Origin of the sequence: Sphingobium sp. AntQ-1 (assembly GCF_028538045.1) — a bacterium.
Classification (GTDB): domain Bacteria; phylum Pseudomonadota; class Alphaproteobacteria; order Sphingomonadales; family Sphingomonadaceae; genus Sphingobium; species Sphingobium cupriresistens.
In genome coordinates this window covers 13,988-30,748 of sequence record NZ_CP117160.1, presented here as the reverse complement: position 1 = coordinate 30,748, position 16,761 = coordinate 13,988, and the positions used below count along the sequence as shown (strand labels likewise).

The window sequence follows — 16,761 nt, the reverse complement described above, 5'->3', positions numbered from 1 at the left end:
GCTAATGCATAGCTCTGCCGGTGAAGGCCGCTGCTGTCCCAAGGGGGCACCATTCAGAGTCCCGTCCCAAGAAGCTGATCTTCGTCCGGAGAGCTTCGGCTGACATAAACTCGTGTCACTTTACCCGATTTGATAGGTAAAGTGACAGGGGTGATGCTGCCTGAAGGCCTTGACGAACATCGTGAGGAGTAGAGGGGCGAGCCGATCTGCCGGTTTTTGCCGATCGCCCCTTCCACCCGCCATGAGTGTGGAGCACGCCCAGTGCCCTCGTGTGACGGTGCTGTGATATTGGAAGTGACAACACTCTATCCGGACGCTAACTGTGTGTCCGGAGCGCTCCGCAGGGTTCAGAATGAGCTTATATACCATATTCAAGTTGTCATTGATCATTCACAATCGTTCATCGAGGTTTGCATGGCAAAGCTGAAATCGCGCCTCGATCCTGAGGTGAGCGTCGGCTATCAAGTCAGACTGTGTCATCGGCGCATTGATCGACTGCTTAACGCTTACCTGGCTGAGCATGGGATCGGGAGCGGATTTTGGTATTACCTTCGCATTTTATGGCAACAAGATGGCCTGACTCAGAAAAATCTGAGTGATGCCGTCAATGTTGCAGAGAACAGCACGGTGGTGACGGTAACGGCGATGGGCAATCGCGGCTTGGTCCATCGCGTCAGGGATGCTTTCGACCGGAGAAAGGTACGGATATCCCTAACAAAAGAAGGCAGGGCGTTGGAAAGCAAGCTTATTCCCTACGCCCATAGGATAAACGAGATCGCTGTTGAAGGTATTGACCCTGCGGATGTTACAATCTGTCTATCTGTTCTCAAGCGTGCCGCAAATAATATCGGGAAAGAGCTGGATAGTTTATAATATTGGGGGGCTGGGTTCGCGGGCTGGTGGCGCTCTGATTTTTGTTCTATCAAGACTTAATCGACGGGCGTGGGCGGTTCATCGCTGGTCCTAGTTCGTGTAGCAGGCAATCTACCGCTTGCTGCACCTTTGGCAAAAGATGGCGGCGCTGGGGATAGACCGCCCAGATGGACTCATCGTCCGGCTGTGCATCCTCCAGCAGCAACTCAACCATGCCATGCTTCAGATAGGGCAGTATGTAGAAATCAGGTAGCTGGCATATGCCGAGGCCCGCAACGCAAGCTTCTATGACAGCATGGCCACTATTGCATCGGAACCGCCCTTTGGGTTTATGAGTGAGGTCGCCGTCTTCGTGCCTGAAATGCCAGGTCGATGCTGTGCCGGCGATACATTCGTGATTTGACAGTTCCTCTACGGCTCGGGGGCGGCCAGAAGACGCCAAATAACTCGGCGCGGCGCAGGTGTAGAGCGTGCGCGAAGCCACTCGGGTTGCGATCAGCCGAGGATCCGTTATGGTGCCCGTCCGCACCGCCAGATCATATCCTTCACCAACCAGATCGATGACCCCGTTCGACAGTTCGATCGATACCGTCAAGCGGGGGTGTCGCATGGCAAAGCGGCGGATGATCGGAGCGACGAAACGCTCGCCCATCGCGGTTGAGCAGGTGACCCGCAATTCTCCTTGCGGGTCGTTCCGATCACTGATGAGCGCGATCGCCTCATCCCTGTCCTGCGCGATCCGTTCACAATGTTCAAAGAAGACATGGCCGGTGTCCGTCATGCGCACGCTGCGCGTGGTACGGTGAAACAATTGCGCTCCAAGCCGTTGTTCCAGCGCCATCACCGACCGACTGACGTGGGTCGTCGAGACGCCCAGTTTTTGTGCTCCGCGCGTGAACGAACCTGTGGTGGCCACACTGATGAACTCGTCGATTCCGTCCCAGTCGGACATTGATCATTGCCTATATGAAAAAATGCTTTGCGGATTTATCATATTATCACCGTGCAAGCGTTTGGCTACAATCTTTGCAAAGGCAGGAAAGATGAGGTGAGTGGGTCAGCTCAAGAGTTTTGCACATGGCTTTGCCATGCTTTTGCTTCTTGCTGGCCCCATTCGTCAAAGCCTGTTCCGTTAGCGGTGCGAGAACCCCACGTTGACGCTGCTGTTTATTGGATTTCGATGTTTCGGGCGCCGCCGATGCTGACGTGAAGCATCTCGACCAGCTCTGGAACGACCTTCCAGGATTGAGCCATGATCTCGCCGGCCTGGCGGCGTAGTGCATTCTGGCGTTGATCCTCAGGCATCATGGTCGTGCAATGGCCGAGGATGGCGGTCAATGGGTGGCCAATTTCCGGATTGGATATGTGCGGCTTCCAGTCTTCGATGCTGAGCCGCATGCCGAGGTAGAAGCCGTTGGCGAAGTCCTCCAGGAGAACTTCGCCGGCGTCGGTACGCATGTAAATGGGGGCATAGCGCTTTGGGCCACCGGACAGGGTCGCGCCAATCTGGCTGTACCGCTGGAAGATTGTGTTGCGGACGGCCTCCTCGATACTGCCATCCGGCGCCCAGGCGATGCCGTCTCCGACTATGGGGCGCAGCCAGTCTTCGGGAGGAATGAACTGGGGCGATACGACGAGTGCGGCGAGATAGCCGTCGATCATCGATACCCCCGGCATCGGATGTTCGCGAGTAGCCAGCCATTCCTCAAGCTTTTCATGCGTGAGGATGCGCGCTCTTCTGGGCTTCTTTGGGCGCTTGAAGCGACTGGTGCTGCTCATGCGGCCAGTCGCATAGCGGTCGGTTCAGCGGCGCGCCAGTTCCATGCCAGCAGCTGGTCGAGATCATTGTTGAGGACCTCGCCCGAGACCATCCGGGCCAGCACATCGCTCAGCCAGGTGTAGGGATCGAGCCCGTTCAGTTTTGCTGTCTGAAGCAGGGAAGCGAGCACCGCCCAGGTATGGGCCCCACCTTCGTTGCCGGCGAACAGTGAGAACGGCGGAGCAATATTCGACCACGGTAGCGGCGGGATAGTCCTGCTGCGGGCGGCGTAAAAGTCGTCCACCTTGAAGCCTTTCTGCCGAGTCAGGGAGGTGTGGGGATCTACAGCGTGGAACTTTATCTTCAGGTCCGTCTGGCTTGCGCGGATGGCATGAGCCAACGGGCGGCGGCGAAGCGTTTCAATGTGTCGCGCGATACGGTACGCAAGATGCTGTCGTTTTCATCGCCGCCGGGTTACCGGCGCCAGTCCGTACCGCAGCGCCCGAAGCTGGACGGGTTTGTGGCGATCATTGATGGATGGCTTGAGGGTGACCGCAGTGTCCCGCGCAAGCAACGCCATACGGCGAAGCGGGTATTCGACCGTTTGCGCACCGAGCATGGTTTCACCGGCGGCTATACGATCATCAAGGATTACATCCGGGAGCGCGAACAGCGCAGCCGGGAGATGTTCGTGCCGCTGGCGCACCCTGCGGGAGATGCGCAGGCCGATTTCGGGGAAGCGCTGGTGGAGATCGGCGGGGTGGAGCAGAAGGCCTACTTCTTCGCGCTCGATCTGCCGCACAGTGATGCCTGCTATGTGCGGGCCTATCCGGCGGCGGTGGCGGAGGCCTGGGTGGACGGACACGTGCATGCCTTCGCGTTTTTCGGCGCGGTACCGCGCTCGATCGTCTATGACAACGATCGCTGCCTTGTGGCGAAGATCCTGCCCGACGGCACGCGGCAGCGTGCAACATTGTTCAGCGCTTTCCTATCACATTACGTGATCCGCGACCGCTATGCCCGCCCGGGCAAGGGGAACGAGAAGGGCAATGTGGAGGGGCTGGTAGGCTATTGCCGGCGCAACTTCATGGTGCCGATCCCAAAGTTCCCGACCTGGGAGGCGTTCAACCTGTGGCTGGAGGAGCAATGCCGCAAGCGCCAGCAGGACAAGGTGCGCGGGCAGAGCGAGACGATCGGTGAGCGGCTGCAGCGCGATCTCGCGGCCATGCAGCCTCTGCCCGCTACACCCTTCGAGGCCTGCGATCAGAAAGGCGGGCGGGTCTCCTCGCAATCCCTGGTGCGCTACAGGACCAACGATTATTCGGTTCCGGTGGCCTGGGGCCATCAGGAGGTCTGGATCAGGGCCTATGTCGATGAGGTGGTGATCGGCTGCCGCAGCGAAGTCATCGCCCGTCATCCTCGTTGCTATGCCCGCGAGGAGGTTGTCTTCGACCCGCTCCATTATCTCCCGCTGATCGAGCAGAAGATCAACGCATTCGACCAGGCTGCGCCTTTGCAGGGCTGGGACCTGCCCGAAGCGTTCACGACACTGCAGCGGTTGATGGAAGGGCGCATGCACAAACATGGCAGGCGCGAATATGTGCAGGTACTGCGCCTGCTGGAAACGTTCACCCTCGCCGATCTCCAGGCGGCGGTCGAACAGGCCATCGATCTTGGCGCCATCGGCTTCGATGCCGTCAAGCACCTCGTCCTGTGCCGGATCGAACGCGTACCGCCCAGGCTGGACCTGGACGTCTATCCCTTCCTGCCACGCACCACGGTCGAGAAGACCTTTGCCAGAGCCTATCTGAGCCTGCTCTCCGACCGGCAGGAGGCCGCATGAGCGATCAGGCCCCGGAGATCCTTCTCGCTCACCATCTCAAGGCGCTCAAGCTGCCTACGTGCCTGCGTGAGCATCACAAGCTCGCGCGGCAATGTGCCGCTGAAGGCGTCGATCATATCCGCTTCCTCGCCCGCCTCGTCGAGATGGAAATGATCGACAGGGAGCGTCGCATGGTCGAGCGGCGCATCAAGGCCGCGCGCTTCCCCGCCGTCAAAAGCCTCGACAGCTTCGACTTCGCCGCCATCCCCAGGCTCAACAAGATGCAGGTGCTCGAGATGGCGCGCTGCGAGTGGATCGAGCGGCGTGAGAACGCCATCGCTCTGGGGCCATCAGGCACCGGAAAGACGCACGTAGCGTTGGGGCTCGGACTGGCAGCATGCCAGAAAGGACTGTCGGTGGGCTTCACCACCGCGGCAGCGCTGGTCAGCGAAATGATGGAGGCCCGCGACGAGCGCCGTCTTCTGCGCTTCCAGAAGCAGATGGCCGGATACAAGCTGCTCATCATCGACGAACTGGGCTTTGTGCCGCTCTCCAAGACCGGCGCCGAACTGTTGTTCGAGCTGATCTCCCAGCGTTACGAACGCGGCTCCACCTTCATCACCAGCAACCTGCCCTTCGACGAATGGACCGAAACCTTCGGATCTGAGCGTCTCACAGGCGCGCTCCTCGATCGCCTGACCCATCACGTCAGCATCCTCGAGATGAACGGCGAAAGCTATCGCCTCGCGCACAGCCGGGCCCGCAAGGCCAAAACCAGACCCTGAAAATTACACCAATGCCGTGGGGAGTGGCCCTCGGGCTACGCCCTCACGCCACTCCCCACGGCATGTAACACGATGGCCTGGTTTTACGCCGCCGAATGGCCGACTTTTGCTCCGCCGTTGACAAGCGGGTGCGAGCAGCGCCGCCTTCTGCGCTGTGGTGCGCGATATAGGCCATCCATCCTGGCCCGAGAAGACGCGCGATCTGGCACCTTTTTGGCAGGGTCGCGGCTATCGCCTTGCGCCGAGCCTCACCACGACCATGCGCTGGAAAGACGTCGACCAGATTGACGACAGCGATCATGCAATGAACTTCTGGTTCAAAAACCTATAGGAATACGACGACGAATATCGGTGCGATGATCGCACAACATAAGATCAATGATCGTCCTCGTCCAGCGTGTGTAATGCGAACTGGCGGCTGACGAAGTCATGCCGCTTTGCCGCCCCCCACTTGCAGATAAAACATCGATACCATTATAAATTGTCGATATTTTGTTGACCACTCCACATTACATCGCTATTGAAATATCAACGATTCCCCTACTGCGCAGGGTCGGGGGTTAAGGTCTATTGAATTGCATCAAACAATACCGGTTTGCATGCGCGCTCCCGCCGGGGCGGGTTCGCGATTACAATTAGACGGAATATCCCCAGCGTTGTGTTCGTCGAAGTTGATCTGGGGCATCCAGTTGCGACAATTATACGGGTAGTTCTTCTCGAAGAATAAGGGCGCGTATGAATTAAATAAAACATAATTGTTTAAATATAGCGTGTTATAACAAATAGGAGGGGATGTTATGATCTGGGCACCCCTATCAACGTGCTGCCCGGCGATGACAACGGGCTGACGAGAGCACGAGGTACGTCGTCGTCGGTCTGAGCGAGCCGTTTTCGGCTGTTCCTTGCCGGGGAGCGTTCGCGCCGGGCGCAGCTATTCCATGGCGGCACGCCGTTCGTGGAAGATCAGGCGGTCGATGTTGTAGACCAGGTTGGCGAGGCCGATCTTCACCTCGGCGCGGCGCAAGCCGATGGTGCGGATGAACAGCCCCATCTGGTCCTTCTGCCGGGCAAAGACGTGTTCGATGCGGGCGCGAACGGTGGAGCGTTTCGCGTTGGCTGCAGCGGTGTGGGACGACATCGGCTTGCCCCTGGGCTTCTTGCGATGGATGCGGCTGACCCGGCCCATTGATTTCAGCCAGCCCTCGTTGGCGCGGCTGCGATAGGCGGTGTCGGCCCAGACGTCGGAGGCGGTGTTGTCGCGCGTCACCACGTCGCGCAGCATCCGCCCGTCGAAGCGCGCGCCATCGGTGACCTTGCCGCGACGGATGAAACCGTAGCGCCGGCAGATCGCGATGCTGCTCTGTAACCGTCCGATTGTTACCGCGGTGGTTGGCCCTTGAAGCGGGCGGCGAGCTCAAGGTCATCGACGAAGTCGTCGAGGAAATGGTGCCAGGTTTTGGTCGTGAGACGCGCCTCGCTGAGCATGTCACTCAGTTCTTCGATGCCGCGGTCGGTCAGCGCGGTGATCGCCTCGTCGGGGCTGATATAGACACTGATGATGTTGCCGTAGGTGAGGTTGTCGTCGTTGGAGGCGATCGCTTCGAGCAACTCCACGTCCTCGGCGAGTATCGTGGCGACGTAGTCGAGAGTGCTGACGGAGGTGACGGTAGCCATCAGGCGGCGAGTGCTTGCGGGCCGCTGTGCGGCACCCAGTTCCAGGGCAGCAGTTCGTCGATCTTGCTGATCTTGTGATCGTGGATGCGATCGAGCAGGTCGGTGATGTAGGCCTGGGGGTCGAGGCCGTTCATTTTGGCGGTTTCGATGAGCGTCATGGCGCGGGCGAGGGTCTGGGCGCCGGCTTCGGAGCCGGCAAAAAGCCAGTTCTTCTTGCCCAGGCATATGGGCCTGACAGCGCGCTCGGCGGCGTTGTTATCGATGGCGACGCGCCCATCGTCGAGAAACAGGCTGAAAGCGTGCCAGCGCCCCAAGGCGTAGCGAAAGGCTTTCGCCAGGTCCCCCTTGGTCGAGATACGGGTGAGTTGCTGCTCGGCCCAGGCGTGCAAAGCCTCGAGTTTGGGTTTGCTCAGCTCCTGGCGCACGGCCCGGCGGATGTCGGCAGGCTTGCCCGCGATCTCGCGCTCGATGTCGTAGAGCTGCCCGATACGCTCCAGCGCCTCGTGCGCGATCTCGGACTTTTGCGACGTCCAAATGTCATGAAAGTCGCGCCGCCAATGTGCAAAGCAGGCCGCTTCCCGGAAGCGAGGCTCACCATCCAGGAGGGGTTCGTAGAGCTTGGCGTAGCCTTTGTAGGCGTCGGCTTGGAGGACACCACTTGCATTGTCCAGATGGGCCAGCACATGCTCCGCTTTCCAGTTGGGGGCATAGCGGTAGACCACCCCAGGCGGCGCGGTGCCGGCCCAAGGGCGCTGATCACAGACATAGCCCCACATCCGGCCTTGCATCACGCCCTTGCCGATACCTTTGGCCCGTCGCTCTGGCGCCAGCACGCGGATAGGTGTGTCGTCGGCATGTAGGATGTCGCTGCTCAGCACCGATGCCTCAATCCGGTCGATGACGGGCTGCAGGATCCGCATCGAGCGGCCACACCAATCGGCCAGCGTGCTGCGCGGGATGTCGGCACCCATGCGCGCGAAGATCTCGTTTTGCCGATACAGCGGCAAATGGTCGTCAAATTTCGAGACCAGCACGTGAGCCAGGAGACTTCCTCCCGCCATGCTGCCGGGGATTGGTCGGCTCGGAGCCGGCGCCTGGACCATCTTCTCACAGCAACGGCAGGACTTCTTCGGGCGTGCGACTTCGATGACTTTGAGCTTTGCCGTGATCATCTCGAGGATCTCGCTCACGTCCTCGCCCACGAGACGCAGCTCGCCGCCGCAATCCGGGCACGTGCTGCCCGGGTCGAGCTTGCGGCGCTCGCGCGGCGTATCCGCCGAGACGCGCGGCCGGCGCGACGATCGCGATGCGGAGCTGATGTCGGCAGAAGTGGCCGTGCCTTGCACGTCCGGCTCCTTCTGATCGCTCGTCGTCAGGCCCTGTTGGGCGACGGTGACGAGCACGTCTTCGAGTGCAAGCTCGAGCTGCTCGATCTCGCGTTCGATCTTCTCGGAGGATTTGCCAAAAGCCTGCTTCCTGAGCTTGGCGATCTGCAAACGAAGGGCCTGGACGACCAGGTCATGGGCGCGCAGCGTCGTCGTCAGCTTCGTGTTCTCGGCCTGCAACCGGGCGACCATGGCCTTGAGCAGGGCCGGGTCTTCCGGAAGATCGGACGCCGCATTCAGCATGGCATTTTCTACCGGGAAACGGCCGAAAAGCCTAGCAAAACAGCCGCTTTCAAAGGAAAAAAGTTACCCGGCGTGTGTCGGTGGTGCGCCCCAGTTCGGGCGCCTCCAGTCGATCCCTTCCCACAGCATTGCCAGCTGGGCCGAGGTCAATCGCGCCGTTCCGTCAGCCGCGGAGGGCCAGGGAAAACGGCCTCGCTCCAGGATCTTGTAATAGAGGCAAAACCCCTGGCCATCCCAGTAGAGCAGCTTCAGCCTGTCGCCACGCCGCCCACGAAAGGCAAATACGGCACCACTCGCCGGCTTCTGTCGCAGCTCGGTCTGGGCAAGCATGGCAAGGCCAGAAATCCCTTTGCGCATGTCAGTGACGCCGCAGGCGAGATACACCCTTACGCCGGTTCCAGGTCCGATCATGCAGCTTCCACTGACCGGATGAGCCGCGTCAGGGCAGCAGCCTCAATGCCGGCATCAAAGCGAAGGCACCGGCCATGCGCCAGGCACAGATCGACGATCACAGGTGAGGCAATTATGTCCTCGGGCACGGGCTCCGCGTGTCGCATGGGCGCCTCGAGGTCGACCGGCAAAAACGTCGGTCCGCCCGGCGCAGGCCATAGCCCGCGCTTCCTGAGCTGATGTCGCCACTGGTAGATCTGGCTTCGGGAGACATCGTACCGCCGCGCAACGCGCGCCAATGTCTCGCCGTGCACCCCCACCGCCGCGACAATCTCGAGCCTCTCGGCAGTGCTCCACCGGCGACGCCGCTCTCGGCCCAGTATCTCCACAGCCGTCCCTCGCTCCCGCTTAGGACGTCCATAGCGACGTCCTTATGGACGTCTCTTACGCGCTCATACCGCCGCCTGGCAGGCGGCCTCAACCGGTCGGTTACGCTGCTCTTGTAGCCGAAGCTGGGGATGGCGATGTCGATCCCCGGCCGGCCATCGGGCAGCGCGCGGGCCTTGGCGAACTTCAGGGTCCAGCGCGCATCCGTATCCTTCTGCGCCGCCCTGGCCGGCTCGTCCGGCCAGATCTCCGCCGCGCTCCTGCCCGCCTTGATCGCTTGCCGCTCGGCTGCGGTGTTGCGCTGCTTGGGGGCAGCCACCAGCGTGGCGTCGACGATCTGTCCGCCCATCGGCAGATACCCCCGCTCACGCAGGGACCGGTCGAAGGCGGCGAACAGCGTGTCGATCGCGCCGGCGCGGGTCAGCTTCTCGCGGAACAGCCGGATCGTGTTCTCGTCCGGCGTGGCTGCACCAAGATCGAACCCCAGGAACCGCAGCCAACTCAAGCGATCACGGATCAGGAACTCCATCCGCGCATCGCTCACCGTGTTCTGCGCCGCCAGGATCAGCACCTTGAACATCGCCACCGGATCATAGGGCGGCCGGCCGCCCTTCGCGCCGTTGCCGTATGCCAACGCCTTCTCCAGCGCAGGCCGGAACAGCTCGAAATCCACCACCCGCGCCATCGTCTCCAGCGGGTCGCCGCAATCCGACAACCGCTTCAATTGGTCCGATAGTCCGAACAATCCCGCCTGACGCATCCACAGCCTCCATCGTCAGGCGCAGTGAATCATCTCCAGCCGGTTCACGCCAGGGTTATTGGGGGTGCCCATCTTGTTCGATAGCAGCCGTCATCAGTCCGGATTTGCCCGATATCGTCGCAGATACGCATATATATGCTAGCTGGTGTTTTCTGCGGCCAAGCAGCGGCGCAGGAACCTGTGACTACAGACAATGTAGCGACAGAAAAAGCCGATGTAGGACTTGAAGACATTATCGTCACAGCCCAACGTCGTTCTGAAAATGCCCAGAAGGTTCCGATCGTCGTCGCTACAGTGACCGCGAAGACGCTCCAGGCGGCGGGCGTGCTGGATGTAACGTCCCTTAACGTGGCCATACCCGGACTTCAGGTAAGAAATGCCGTGGGCTTCAGCAGCCCCAATCTGCGTGGGGTCGGCACAAATCAGGTCGGGGCAGGATTTGAAAATCCCATCGCTACTTATGTCGATGGCGTATATTATGGGTCGGCCTCTGCTTCGCTGATGTCGTTCAATAATATCGAACAAATAGAAGTTCTCAAAGGACCACAGGGGACGCTGTTCGGGCGAAATGCCACCGGTGGCCTGATCCAGGTCACCACGCGGGAGCCGACTGCGACGCCGACTTTCATGGGCAGCTTCAGCTATGGCAATTACGATACGATACACACAGACGCCTATGTCGGTGGCGGTATCCTTCCAAATGTCAATGCGGATGTCGCGGTTCAGTATGGCTATCAGGGCAAGGGATGGGGAACGAATCTCACAACTGGCCGGGATGTTTATAAGACCGATATCGATTTTGCAGTGCGTTCCAAATGGGTGTTTACACCCGGAGAATCGACCAAGCTGACGGTGATCGCGGATTATTCGGAACTTCGCAGTTCCAAAAGCGCAACCGGCCTCATTCCTGGAACCTATGCTTTTCCTGGGCCGGGCGTCGTTCCGCCCGCAACCTTTTCCAATCCCTGGGATGTCGAGACGGATTACCAGCCCGGCATTGCAACCAAGGCCGGTGGCGCCAGCCTGCGCATTGACCAGGATATGGGCGATCTCAATCTGGTCAGCGTCACAGCCTATCGCAAATCGACTTTCAGATGTGGACAATACCTCAGTGTCTGATCCGAAATTAAGGTGAGTGGTATCAGCAGGTTAGCTTGACGGCTATGCCTGTCGTTGATTCAGGAGTTTTGCGAAAAACGACCAAGGATCAACGATGTGGACCGATACCACTCGCGCGCTTCATGCGCGACGCGGGCTGACTTTGCCAAGTGATTTGACGGATGCCGAGTGGTCAGTGCTGGAACCGCTGTTGCCACCGGCGTCGCATGTAGGGCGGCCGCGGAAATGGCCGATGCGGCGGATTGTCGAAGCGATGCTGTTCCTTCTGCGTGGTGGCTTGCCATGGCGGATGCTGCCTCCATGCTTTCCGCCGGTCTCGACTGTGCGTCGCTGGTTTTACCTCTGGCGTGACAACGGCCTGTGGCTGACGATGAACCATGTTCTGCTTATGGCATCGCGCGAGATGGCCGGCCGCGAGGCCTCGCCATCGGCAGGTGTGATCGACAGCCAGAGCGTAAAAACCACGGAAAGCGGCGGCCCTTGTGGCTATGACGCTGGCAAGAAGGTGAAAGGTCGCAAGCGCCATATCCTGACCGACACCCAAGGAAATCTGGTACATGCCGTGATACACACCGCTGACATTCAGGACCGCGACGGCGCGCCGATGGTGCTGCGCGACATCATCCGGCGCTTTCCGTGGCTGCGGCACGTCTTCGCCGATGGCGGCTATGCTGGCGACAAACTCCGAGAGGCTTTACGGCGAATGGGGAAATGGACCGTCGAAGTCATCAAGCGGTCAGACACCGCCAATGGCTTCGAGGTGCTGCCCCGTCGATGGGTTGTCGAACGCACGCTGGCATGGCTCAACCGGAACCGCCGCCTCGCTAAAGACTTCGAGCAGACGATCGCATCAGCAACCGCATGGCTCTTTATCGCATCCATTCAAATCTTCACGCGACGCATCGCAAGGACATGAAATTACGACAAATAATTATGAATCTGACACTCAGACCCTCTGACAGCGCTCGACAGCCATATAACAGATAAGCAATTTACACAAGAACTGCGTCTGGATTCAAATAATACAGCAATAAAGTGGTTGGTCGGCGCTTATTACTACAATGCCAAATCGAGCTATGATCCGGCCATTGTTAATTTTGGTCCTACCCCTGCGACCAATCCGGCGTTCCCGATCGGTGCCATTCAGATCGATTCATCGCTGCGCACACGGTCGGTAGCGGGCTTTGGTCAAGCTACCGCCCCGATTACAGATCGCCTGAATGTGACGCTCGGCCTGAGATATACGCATGAACGGCGAGTCCTGGAAGGCACGCAAGTTGGCCTATTGCTCGTGCCCGGTGCCCCCATTTCCCTGGGAAGCGTGCCGCATGCAGGAAAGACCTTCAAAAGTGCGACCTATCGCGCTGCCGTGGACTATGCACTGGCCGATGACGTCATGGTGTATGCGTCCGTCAGTTCCGGGTTCAAAAGTGGCGGCTATGACACCAGCACGATCACCAATCCGCCATTCCGCCCTGAAAAGCTGACGGCATATGAAGCAGGTGTGAAGAGCCAGTTTCTGGACAATCGTGTACGCCTGAACGTCGCTGGCTTCTATTATGATTATAAGGATCTGCAGGTCCAGCGGCAGCTGCAAGCCGGAAACTCGGTTATAAACGGCAGTGCCGAAATCTATGGCGCGGATGTCGACCTGACGTTTGCGGTTTCAAATCGCCTGTCGCTGCGTGCGAATATCGAAGCGCTCCATTCCAAGTTTCTGGACTTTCCAGGTGCCCAGTTCACATCGACCACGGGTGGGGTGCCCGTCACCGCCTTCCAAGCGCGGGGGAACAGGCTTCCTTACGCCTCGAACTTCGCCGGCAGCTTTGGTTTCGATTATGAGATGCCTGTGGGCGACGGCTCGATCACGTTCAACGGCACGGCCTATCATGATGATGGCTGGTTCGCGCGGCCCGACAATCTGATTGCTCAACCAAGCTACTGGATGTTTAACGCCTCAGCGAACTGGAAGGTCGCAGATACGGGGCTGTCCCTGAGCGTGTGGGGGCGCAATCTGTCAAACGAGCCGGTGAGTGGATATGCTGTTACCACCTTCCCGATCGGCAATCTGGGGCAGTCCTTGGAGGCTCCCAGGACTTATGGTGGCACAATAGGTCTCAAATTCTAACAGCCAGATCTGTGATATCACTAATTATCGAAGTTTGTTGAGCATGGAGTTCATAAATCATGGCAGAAGCAGTCAAACCCATATTTGATCCCTGGTCGGAGGCCTTCAAGACCGATGCGTTCCAGGTCTATAAAGATTTTCGGGCCCATGCTCCCGTTTTTCAAAATGTGGATGGTGGCTGGATCATCGCCACCTATGACGCATGCTTTCGCCTGTTGTCGGATCGCAAGAGCTTGCTGAGGACGCCTGAACTGGGTAATTTCCCGCCCGGCCGCTTCCATGACTATAATCGCTTCAGCATGGCGTATATGGACGCGCCCGATCACCCGAGGGTGCGCAGCGCGCTCGCGTCTGCATTCACCGCCGGCGCGTTGGCCAATCTGGGCCCCGCGATTCAGGCTGCTTGTGATGAATTGCTGGATAAACTGATCGATGCCGACAGTTTCGATTTCGTCAAGGAATTCGCCGAGCCATTTCCTTTGCATGTCGTGTGCGAACTGATAGGCGTACCCCGCGACGAACGTGCGCTATTCCATCGGGCGGCCCACGCCGTTACCGCCGGTCTTGAACCGGGCGCTTCCGCCGAAAGGCTCGCCGCCGCCGACCGTGCCTGCACCGAACTGGGCGAAGTGCTGGAGGGTTACATGGAGGAGCGTCGACGGACCCCAACCGGCGACATCATCAGCCTGATGCTGACCCATCAGGAATCCAGCAAGTTGACTCATGACGAATTCGTCAACCAGTTGATCTTCCTGCTGCTCGCCGGTCATGAAACCACGGCTACGTTGTTGACCTTCGGCATGAAGCTGCTGTTGGAGCAGCCCGATGTCGCAAATCGCCTGCGGGATAATCCGGACTTGATCGGCAAGGCCGTAGAGGAATTCCTGCGGCTGCATCCGGCGGTTCATTTCGTCCCCTACACCGCCGCGCAGCCGATCGAAATTCAGGGGGTGACGATTCCCGCCGGCAGCCACATGACCGTCATGCTCGCATCGGCAAACCGTGATGCGGATCAGTTTCCCAATCCCGACGTACTGGACATAGAGCGTTCCAACAGTGCGCGGCATCTGGCCTTTTCGACCGGGGGGCATTCGTGCCTCGGCAACAATCTTGCACGTGCGGAGGCGCGTATAGCTTTCAAAACCATATTGAGCCGGATGCCGGATCTGCAAAGCGGCGGAACACCCAAGCGCGTCGACAAAATCATGTTCCAGGGCTTCGAAAGCCTGCCCGTTCGCCGGGCCATGACGACAGAGCCTGCCTGACAGGTAGCCGCGGCGGGGGGGCAGAGTTGGCGATGGGCTGGCGGGAGTGGCGACATATGCGCGCAACCGATTCCGGTCTCTTACGGTGTTTCGACCATCGCCTGGATATATGGAGAAACCTTGATGACGAAGCCTATTTTTGATCCCCGTGCCCCTGCCTACAAGGCCGACCCCTATCGGGTTTACAAGGATTTGAGGGAGCAAGCACCCGTGTTCCAGAATCCGGACGGAAGCTGGGTCATTGCAGGCTACGATGCCTGCTCGCAAATTTTGTCGGACCGAAAGCGGGTGCGGAGCCTGCCCCCCGAGACGCTGGACCGCTTTCCGCCCGGGCCGTCGCGCGACTTCACAGCCAATGCGATGAGCTTTCTCGAGGGAGGCGACCATCAGCGGGTGCGCGGCACCATGTCGGCAGCGTTCACGGCCAGCGCACTGGCTGGCATGCAAACTCATATTCAGGCAGTTTGCGACGAGTTGCTCAATGATCTTGTTCAACGCGAGTCATTCGATTTTGCTGAGGATTTCGCCGGGCCGTTCCCGCTTTATGTTATCTGTTCCCTGTTGGGAGTGTCGCGCGACCAGCGGGAACTTTTCCGTCGCGCCGCGACAGCCGTGACCCTGGGACAGGAACCGGGCGCCTCTTTGGAAATCTTTGCCCAGGCCGATCAGGCGTGCATTGAATTACGCAAATTGCTGACGCGCAACATCGCCGAACGGGAAGGCACTGATGGAACGGACATTATCAGCCTGCTGGCCCCTTATCAGGGGACGGATCGGCTGTCGGACGACGAACTGATCAACAATCTTATCTTCCTGTTGCTCGCGGGCCATGAAACGACTGCTACGCTGTTGGCTTTTGGCACTTACACGCTGATGGATCAGCCCGACCTGGCCGATCAGCTGCGCGCCAATCCGGATCTGGTGCCCAAGGTGGTTGAGGAATTCCTGCGCCTTCATCCGCCAGTCCAGTTCACACCTCGTTTTACCCGGGAAGAGGTCGTGTTCGGAGAAACGGTGATCCCTGCTGGCAGTCAGATGACGATGCTGATGGGGTCCGCCAATCGCGATCCCAGTCAGTTTCCCAATCCCGACATGGTCGACTTGACCCGATCGAACGGGATGCGCCACTTGACCTTCGTTGCGGGCACCCACACTTGTCTGGGCAACAATCTGGCCCGGATGGAAGCACGGACCGCGTTTCGCGAAATCTTGAGGCGGTTTCCAGACTTGCAACCCAATGGTCCGCCGGTGGCCAATACGCACGTCATGTTCCAGGGTTTCGCAAAACTCCCGGTGCGTCATTCCGCACAAGTAGGTCATGCGTGAGATATGGCGTGGTCTGAAGAAACCCGTCCGAAAAACGCGAATGACCGATATTGTTTTTGCAATCGCTGACAATTCAAGCAGAATGTGTTGAAATGTCTAAATGGAAGAGGTCGGAATGGTAAGGTTGTGCTTCGTCGATGCGTCGGGAGGCGAGCGTGAAGTGAACGCCCAGGTCGGGCAAAGCGTCATGGAAGCTGCTCTTGGCGGCGGTGTCGCCGACATATTGGCAGATTGCGGTGGCTCTCTGTCCTGCGCGACCTGTCATGTCCATGTAGCCCGCGAATGGCTCGACCGGGTCGGAACGGCATCGGACGATGAAAAGGTGATGTTGGAAATGGCCATCGATCCGGACGAGACCAGCCGCCTGTCGTGCCAGATCATTATTACTGATGAACTTGATGGCCTCGCGTTGAATCTGCCCGCATCTCAGATTTAGGGCTGGTCGAAGAACACCGAGCTTCGCTATGAATGGGCGGCAGGCAACTCATCCATTGAAGGAAAACACATGACAGTACTTCGTCATTATCGCATGAAGGCTGCGGCGGGCCGCGAGCAAGACCTTCGAGCTGCACTGATTACCCTGGCGGGCCAGTTACGGCCGCTGGACGGCTACGAAGGGGTGGAGTTGTTTGCCGATCCGAGCGACCACGCGACTTACATCTTCATTGAACACTGGCGGACGATCGATGATCACAAGGCGGGCGGACAGGCGCTCGGCAAGGATGCTTTCGCATCGGTCATGGCCGCTCTGGCCGAGCCGCCGGAGGGTCTCTATCTTGAGCCGGTGCCCATAGCGGGCGCGGACGCATCCGCCTGAGCAAGGGATTATTCGGGCGCGGGTAGGT

At 59.3% G+C, this 16,761-nt stretch carries 17 protein-coding genes and 2 pseudogenes; 10 read left to right on the top strand and 9 right to left on the bottom strand.

The window, feature by feature from the left end; translation table 11 throughout:
* The first annotated feature begins 414 nt into the window (after positions 1-414).
* Complete coding sequence (locus sphantq_RS22350) at positions 415-873, top strand: MarR family winged helix-turn-helix transcriptional regulator (RefSeq protein ID WP_272800671.1); 459 nt, start codon at positions 415-417, stop codon at positions 871-873.
* 49 nt (positions 874-922) lie between these two features.
* Here sphantq_RS22350 and sphantq_RS22345 read toward each other — a convergent pair whose 3' ends face one another.
* From sphantq_RS22345 to sphantq_RS22335, 3 genes and pseudogenes are all read right to left on the bottom strand, one after another.
* Complete coding sequence (locus sphantq_RS22345) at positions 923-1,825, bottom strand: LysR substrate-binding domain-containing protein (protein ID WP_272800670.1); 903 nt, start codon at positions 1,823-1,825, stop codon at positions 923-925.
* A gap of 215 nt (positions 1,826-2,040) precedes the next feature.
* The gene (locus sphantq_RS22340; protein WP_272800669.1) at positions 2,041-2,652 is read right to left on the bottom strand and encodes a UPF0149 family protein; all 612 of its coding nucleotides are present in this window, start codon (positions 2,650-2,652) and stop codon (positions 2,041-2,043) included.
* Positions 2,649-2,864, bottom strand: a pseudogene (locus sphantq_RS22335) (transposase domain-containing protein); the annotation flags it as partial. The gene sphantq_RS22340 and the pseudogene sphantq_RS22335, both read right to left, overlap by 4 nt.
* 117 nt (positions 2,865-2,981) lie before the next feature.
* Between sphantq_RS22335 and istA the strand changes: the two are divergent.
* Together istA and istB are read left to right on the top strand one after the other, a co-directional pair.
* Positions 2,982-4,475, top strand: a complete 1,494-nt coding sequence (gene istA / locus sphantq_RS22330; protein ID WP_080993751.1) for an IS21 family transposase — start codon at positions 2,982-2,984, stop codon at positions 4,473-4,475.
* Positions 4,472-5,239: an IS21-like element ISSsp5 family helper ATPase IstB gene (gene istB / locus sphantq_RS22325; RefSeq protein ID WP_007686288.1), complete on the top strand. Its 768-nt coding sequence runs from the start codon at positions 4,472-4,474 to the stop codon at positions 5,237-5,239. Before istA ends, istB begins: the two co-directional genes overlap by 4 nt.
* Before the next feature lie 931 nt (positions 5,240-6,170).
* On the opposite strand, the gene sphantq_RS22320 is transcribed toward istB, so the two are convergent.
* The 6 genes and pseudogenes from sphantq_RS22320 to sphantq_RS24455 form a co-directional block, all read right to left on the bottom strand.
* Positions 6,171-6,587, bottom strand: a complete 417-nt coding sequence (locus tag sphantq_RS22320; RefSeq protein WP_272800729.1) for a transposase — start codon at positions 6,585-6,587, stop codon at positions 6,171-6,173.
* Positions 6,588-6,616: 29 nt separating this feature from the next.
* Positions 6,617-6,913, bottom strand: coding sequence for a hypothetical protein (locus sphantq_RS22315; RefSeq protein ID WP_272800668.1), 297 nt, complete (start codon positions 6,911-6,913; stop codon positions 6,617-6,619).
* Positions 6,913-8,541 carry an IS66 family transposase gene (tnpC, locus tag sphantq_RS22310; protein ID WP_272800667.1) on the bottom strand — a complete coding sequence of 543 codons (1,629 nt, stop codon included), beginning with the start codon at positions 8,539-8,541 and terminating at the stop codon, positions 6,913-6,915. Before tnpC ends, sphantq_RS22315 begins: the two co-directional genes overlap by 1 nt.
* 63 nt (positions 8,542-8,604) lie before the next feature.
* Positions 8,605-8,952, bottom strand: coding sequence for an IS66 family insertion sequence element accessory protein TnpB (tnpB, locus tag sphantq_RS22305; protein WP_133084305.1), 348 nt, complete (start codon positions 8,950-8,952; stop codon positions 8,605-8,607).
* Positions 8,949-9,245, bottom strand: a complete 297-nt coding sequence (locus sphantq_RS24460; protein ID WP_443021588.1) for a transposase — start codon at positions 9,243-9,245, stop codon at positions 8,949-8,951. Before sphantq_RS24460 ends, tnpB begins: the two co-directional genes overlap by 4 nt.
* 176 nt (positions 9,246-9,421) lie before the next feature.
* Positions 9,422-10,078 (bottom strand): annotated as a pseudogene (locus sphantq_RS24455) (transposase); the annotation flags it as partial.
* Positions 10,079-10,213: 135 nt separating this feature from the next.
* Between sphantq_RS24455 and sphantq_RS22295 the strand changes: the two are divergent.
* The 7 genes from sphantq_RS22295 to sphantq_RS22265 all read left to right on the top strand — a co-directional run bounded on the left by sphantq_RS22295 (position 10,214) and on the right by sphantq_RS22265 (position 16,733).
* Positions 10,214-11,197 carry a TonB-dependent receptor gene (locus sphantq_RS22295; protein ID WP_272800665.1) on the top strand — a complete coding sequence of 328 codons (984 nt, stop codon included), beginning with the start codon at positions 10,214-10,216 and terminating at the stop codon, positions 11,195-11,197.
* A 94-nt stretch (positions 11,198-11,291) separates the two neighbouring features.
* The gene (locus sphantq_RS22290; protein ID WP_272800664.1) at positions 11,292-12,113 is read left to right on the top strand and encodes an IS5 family transposase; all 822 of its coding nucleotides are present in this window, start codon (positions 11,292-11,294) and stop codon (positions 12,111-12,113) included.
* A gap of 39 nt (positions 12,114-12,152) precedes the next feature.
* Complete coding sequence (locus sphantq_RS22285; protein WP_336314465.1) at positions 12,153-13,325, top strand: TonB-dependent receptor; 1,173 nt, start codon at positions 12,153-12,155, stop codon at positions 13,323-13,325.
* 59 nt (positions 13,326-13,384) lie between these two features.
* A complete protein-coding gene (locus sphantq_RS22280) occupies positions 13,385-14,590 on the top strand; it encodes a cytochrome P450 (RefSeq protein ID WP_272800663.1) in 1,206 nt (401 codons plus the stop codon).
* Between the two features lie 123 nt (positions 14,591-14,713).
* Positions 14,714-15,916, top strand: a complete 1,203-nt coding sequence (locus tag sphantq_RS22275; protein WP_272800662.1) for a cytochrome P450 — start codon at positions 14,714-14,716, stop codon at positions 15,914-15,916.
* 100 nt (positions 15,917-16,016) lie between these two features.
* Positions 16,017-16,352, top strand: a complete 336-nt coding sequence (locus sphantq_RS22270; RefSeq protein WP_272800661.1) for a 2Fe-2S iron-sulfur cluster-binding protein — start codon at positions 16,017-16,019, stop codon at positions 16,350-16,352.
* A 69-nt stretch (positions 16,353-16,421) separates the two neighbouring features.
* Positions 16,422-16,733: a putative quinol monooxygenase gene (locus sphantq_RS22265; protein ID WP_272800660.1), complete on the top strand. Its 312-nt coding sequence runs from the start codon at positions 16,422-16,424 to the stop codon at positions 16,731-16,733.
* Positions 16,734-16,761 lie beyond the last annotated feature (28 nt).

What these genes read in the sequence shown, in the direction of transcription:
- sphantq_RS22350 (WP_272800671.1), top strand. Translation starts at nt 415, where the DNA reads ATGGCAAAGCTGAAATCGCGCCTCGATCCTGAGGTGAGCGTCGGCTAT.
- tnpB (WP_133084305.1), bottom strand. Translation starts at nt 8,952, where the DNA reads ATGATCGGACCTGGAACCGGCGTAAGGGTGTATCTCGCCTGCGGCGTC.
- sphantq_RS22270 (WP_272800661.1), top strand. Translation starts at nt 16,017, where the DNA reads ATGGAAGAGGTCGGAATGGTAAGGTTGTGCTTCGTCGATGCGTCGGGA.
- sphantq_RS22290 (WP_272800664.1), top strand. Translation starts at nt 11,292, where the DNA reads ATGTGGACCGATACCACTCGCGCGCTTCATGCGCGACGCGGGCTGACT.
- sphantq_RS22340 (WP_272800669.1), bottom strand. Translation starts at nt 2,652, where the DNA reads ATGAGCAGCACCAGTCGCTTCAAGCGCCCAAAGAAGCCCAGAAGAGCG.
- sphantq_RS22315 (WP_272800668.1), bottom strand. Translation starts at nt 6,913, where the DNA reads ATGGCTACCGTCACCTCCGTCAGCACTCTCGACTACGTCGCCACGATA.
- sphantq_RS22280 (WP_272800663.1), top strand. Translation starts at nt 13,385, where the DNA reads ATGGCAGAAGCAGTCAAACCCATATTTGATCCCTGGTCGGAGGCCTTC.
- sphantq_RS22265 (WP_272800660.1), top strand. Translation starts at nt 16,422, where the DNA reads ATGACAGTACTTCGTCATTATCGCATGAAGGCTGCGGCGGGCCGCGAG.
- sphantq_RS22275 (WP_272800662.1), top strand. Translation starts at nt 14,714, where the DNA reads ATGACGAAGCCTATTTTTGATCCCCGTGCCCCTGCCTACAAGGCCGAC.
- sphantq_RS22345 (WP_272800670.1), bottom strand. Translation starts at nt 1,825, where the DNA reads ATGTCCGACTGGGACGGAATCGACGAGTTCATCAGTGTGGCCACCACA.
- istB (WP_007686288.1), top strand. Translation starts at nt 4,472, where the DNA reads ATGAGCGATCAGGCCCCGGAGATCCTTCTCGCTCACCATCTCAAGGCG.
- tnpC (WP_272800667.1), bottom strand. Translation starts at nt 8,541, where the DNA reads ATGCTGAATGCGGCGTCCGATCTTCCGGAAGACCCGGCCCTGCTCAAG.
- sphantq_RS22295 (WP_272800665.1), top strand. Translation starts at nt 10,214, where the DNA reads ATGCTAGCTGGTGTTTTCTGCGGCCAAGCAGCGGCGCAGGAACCTGTG.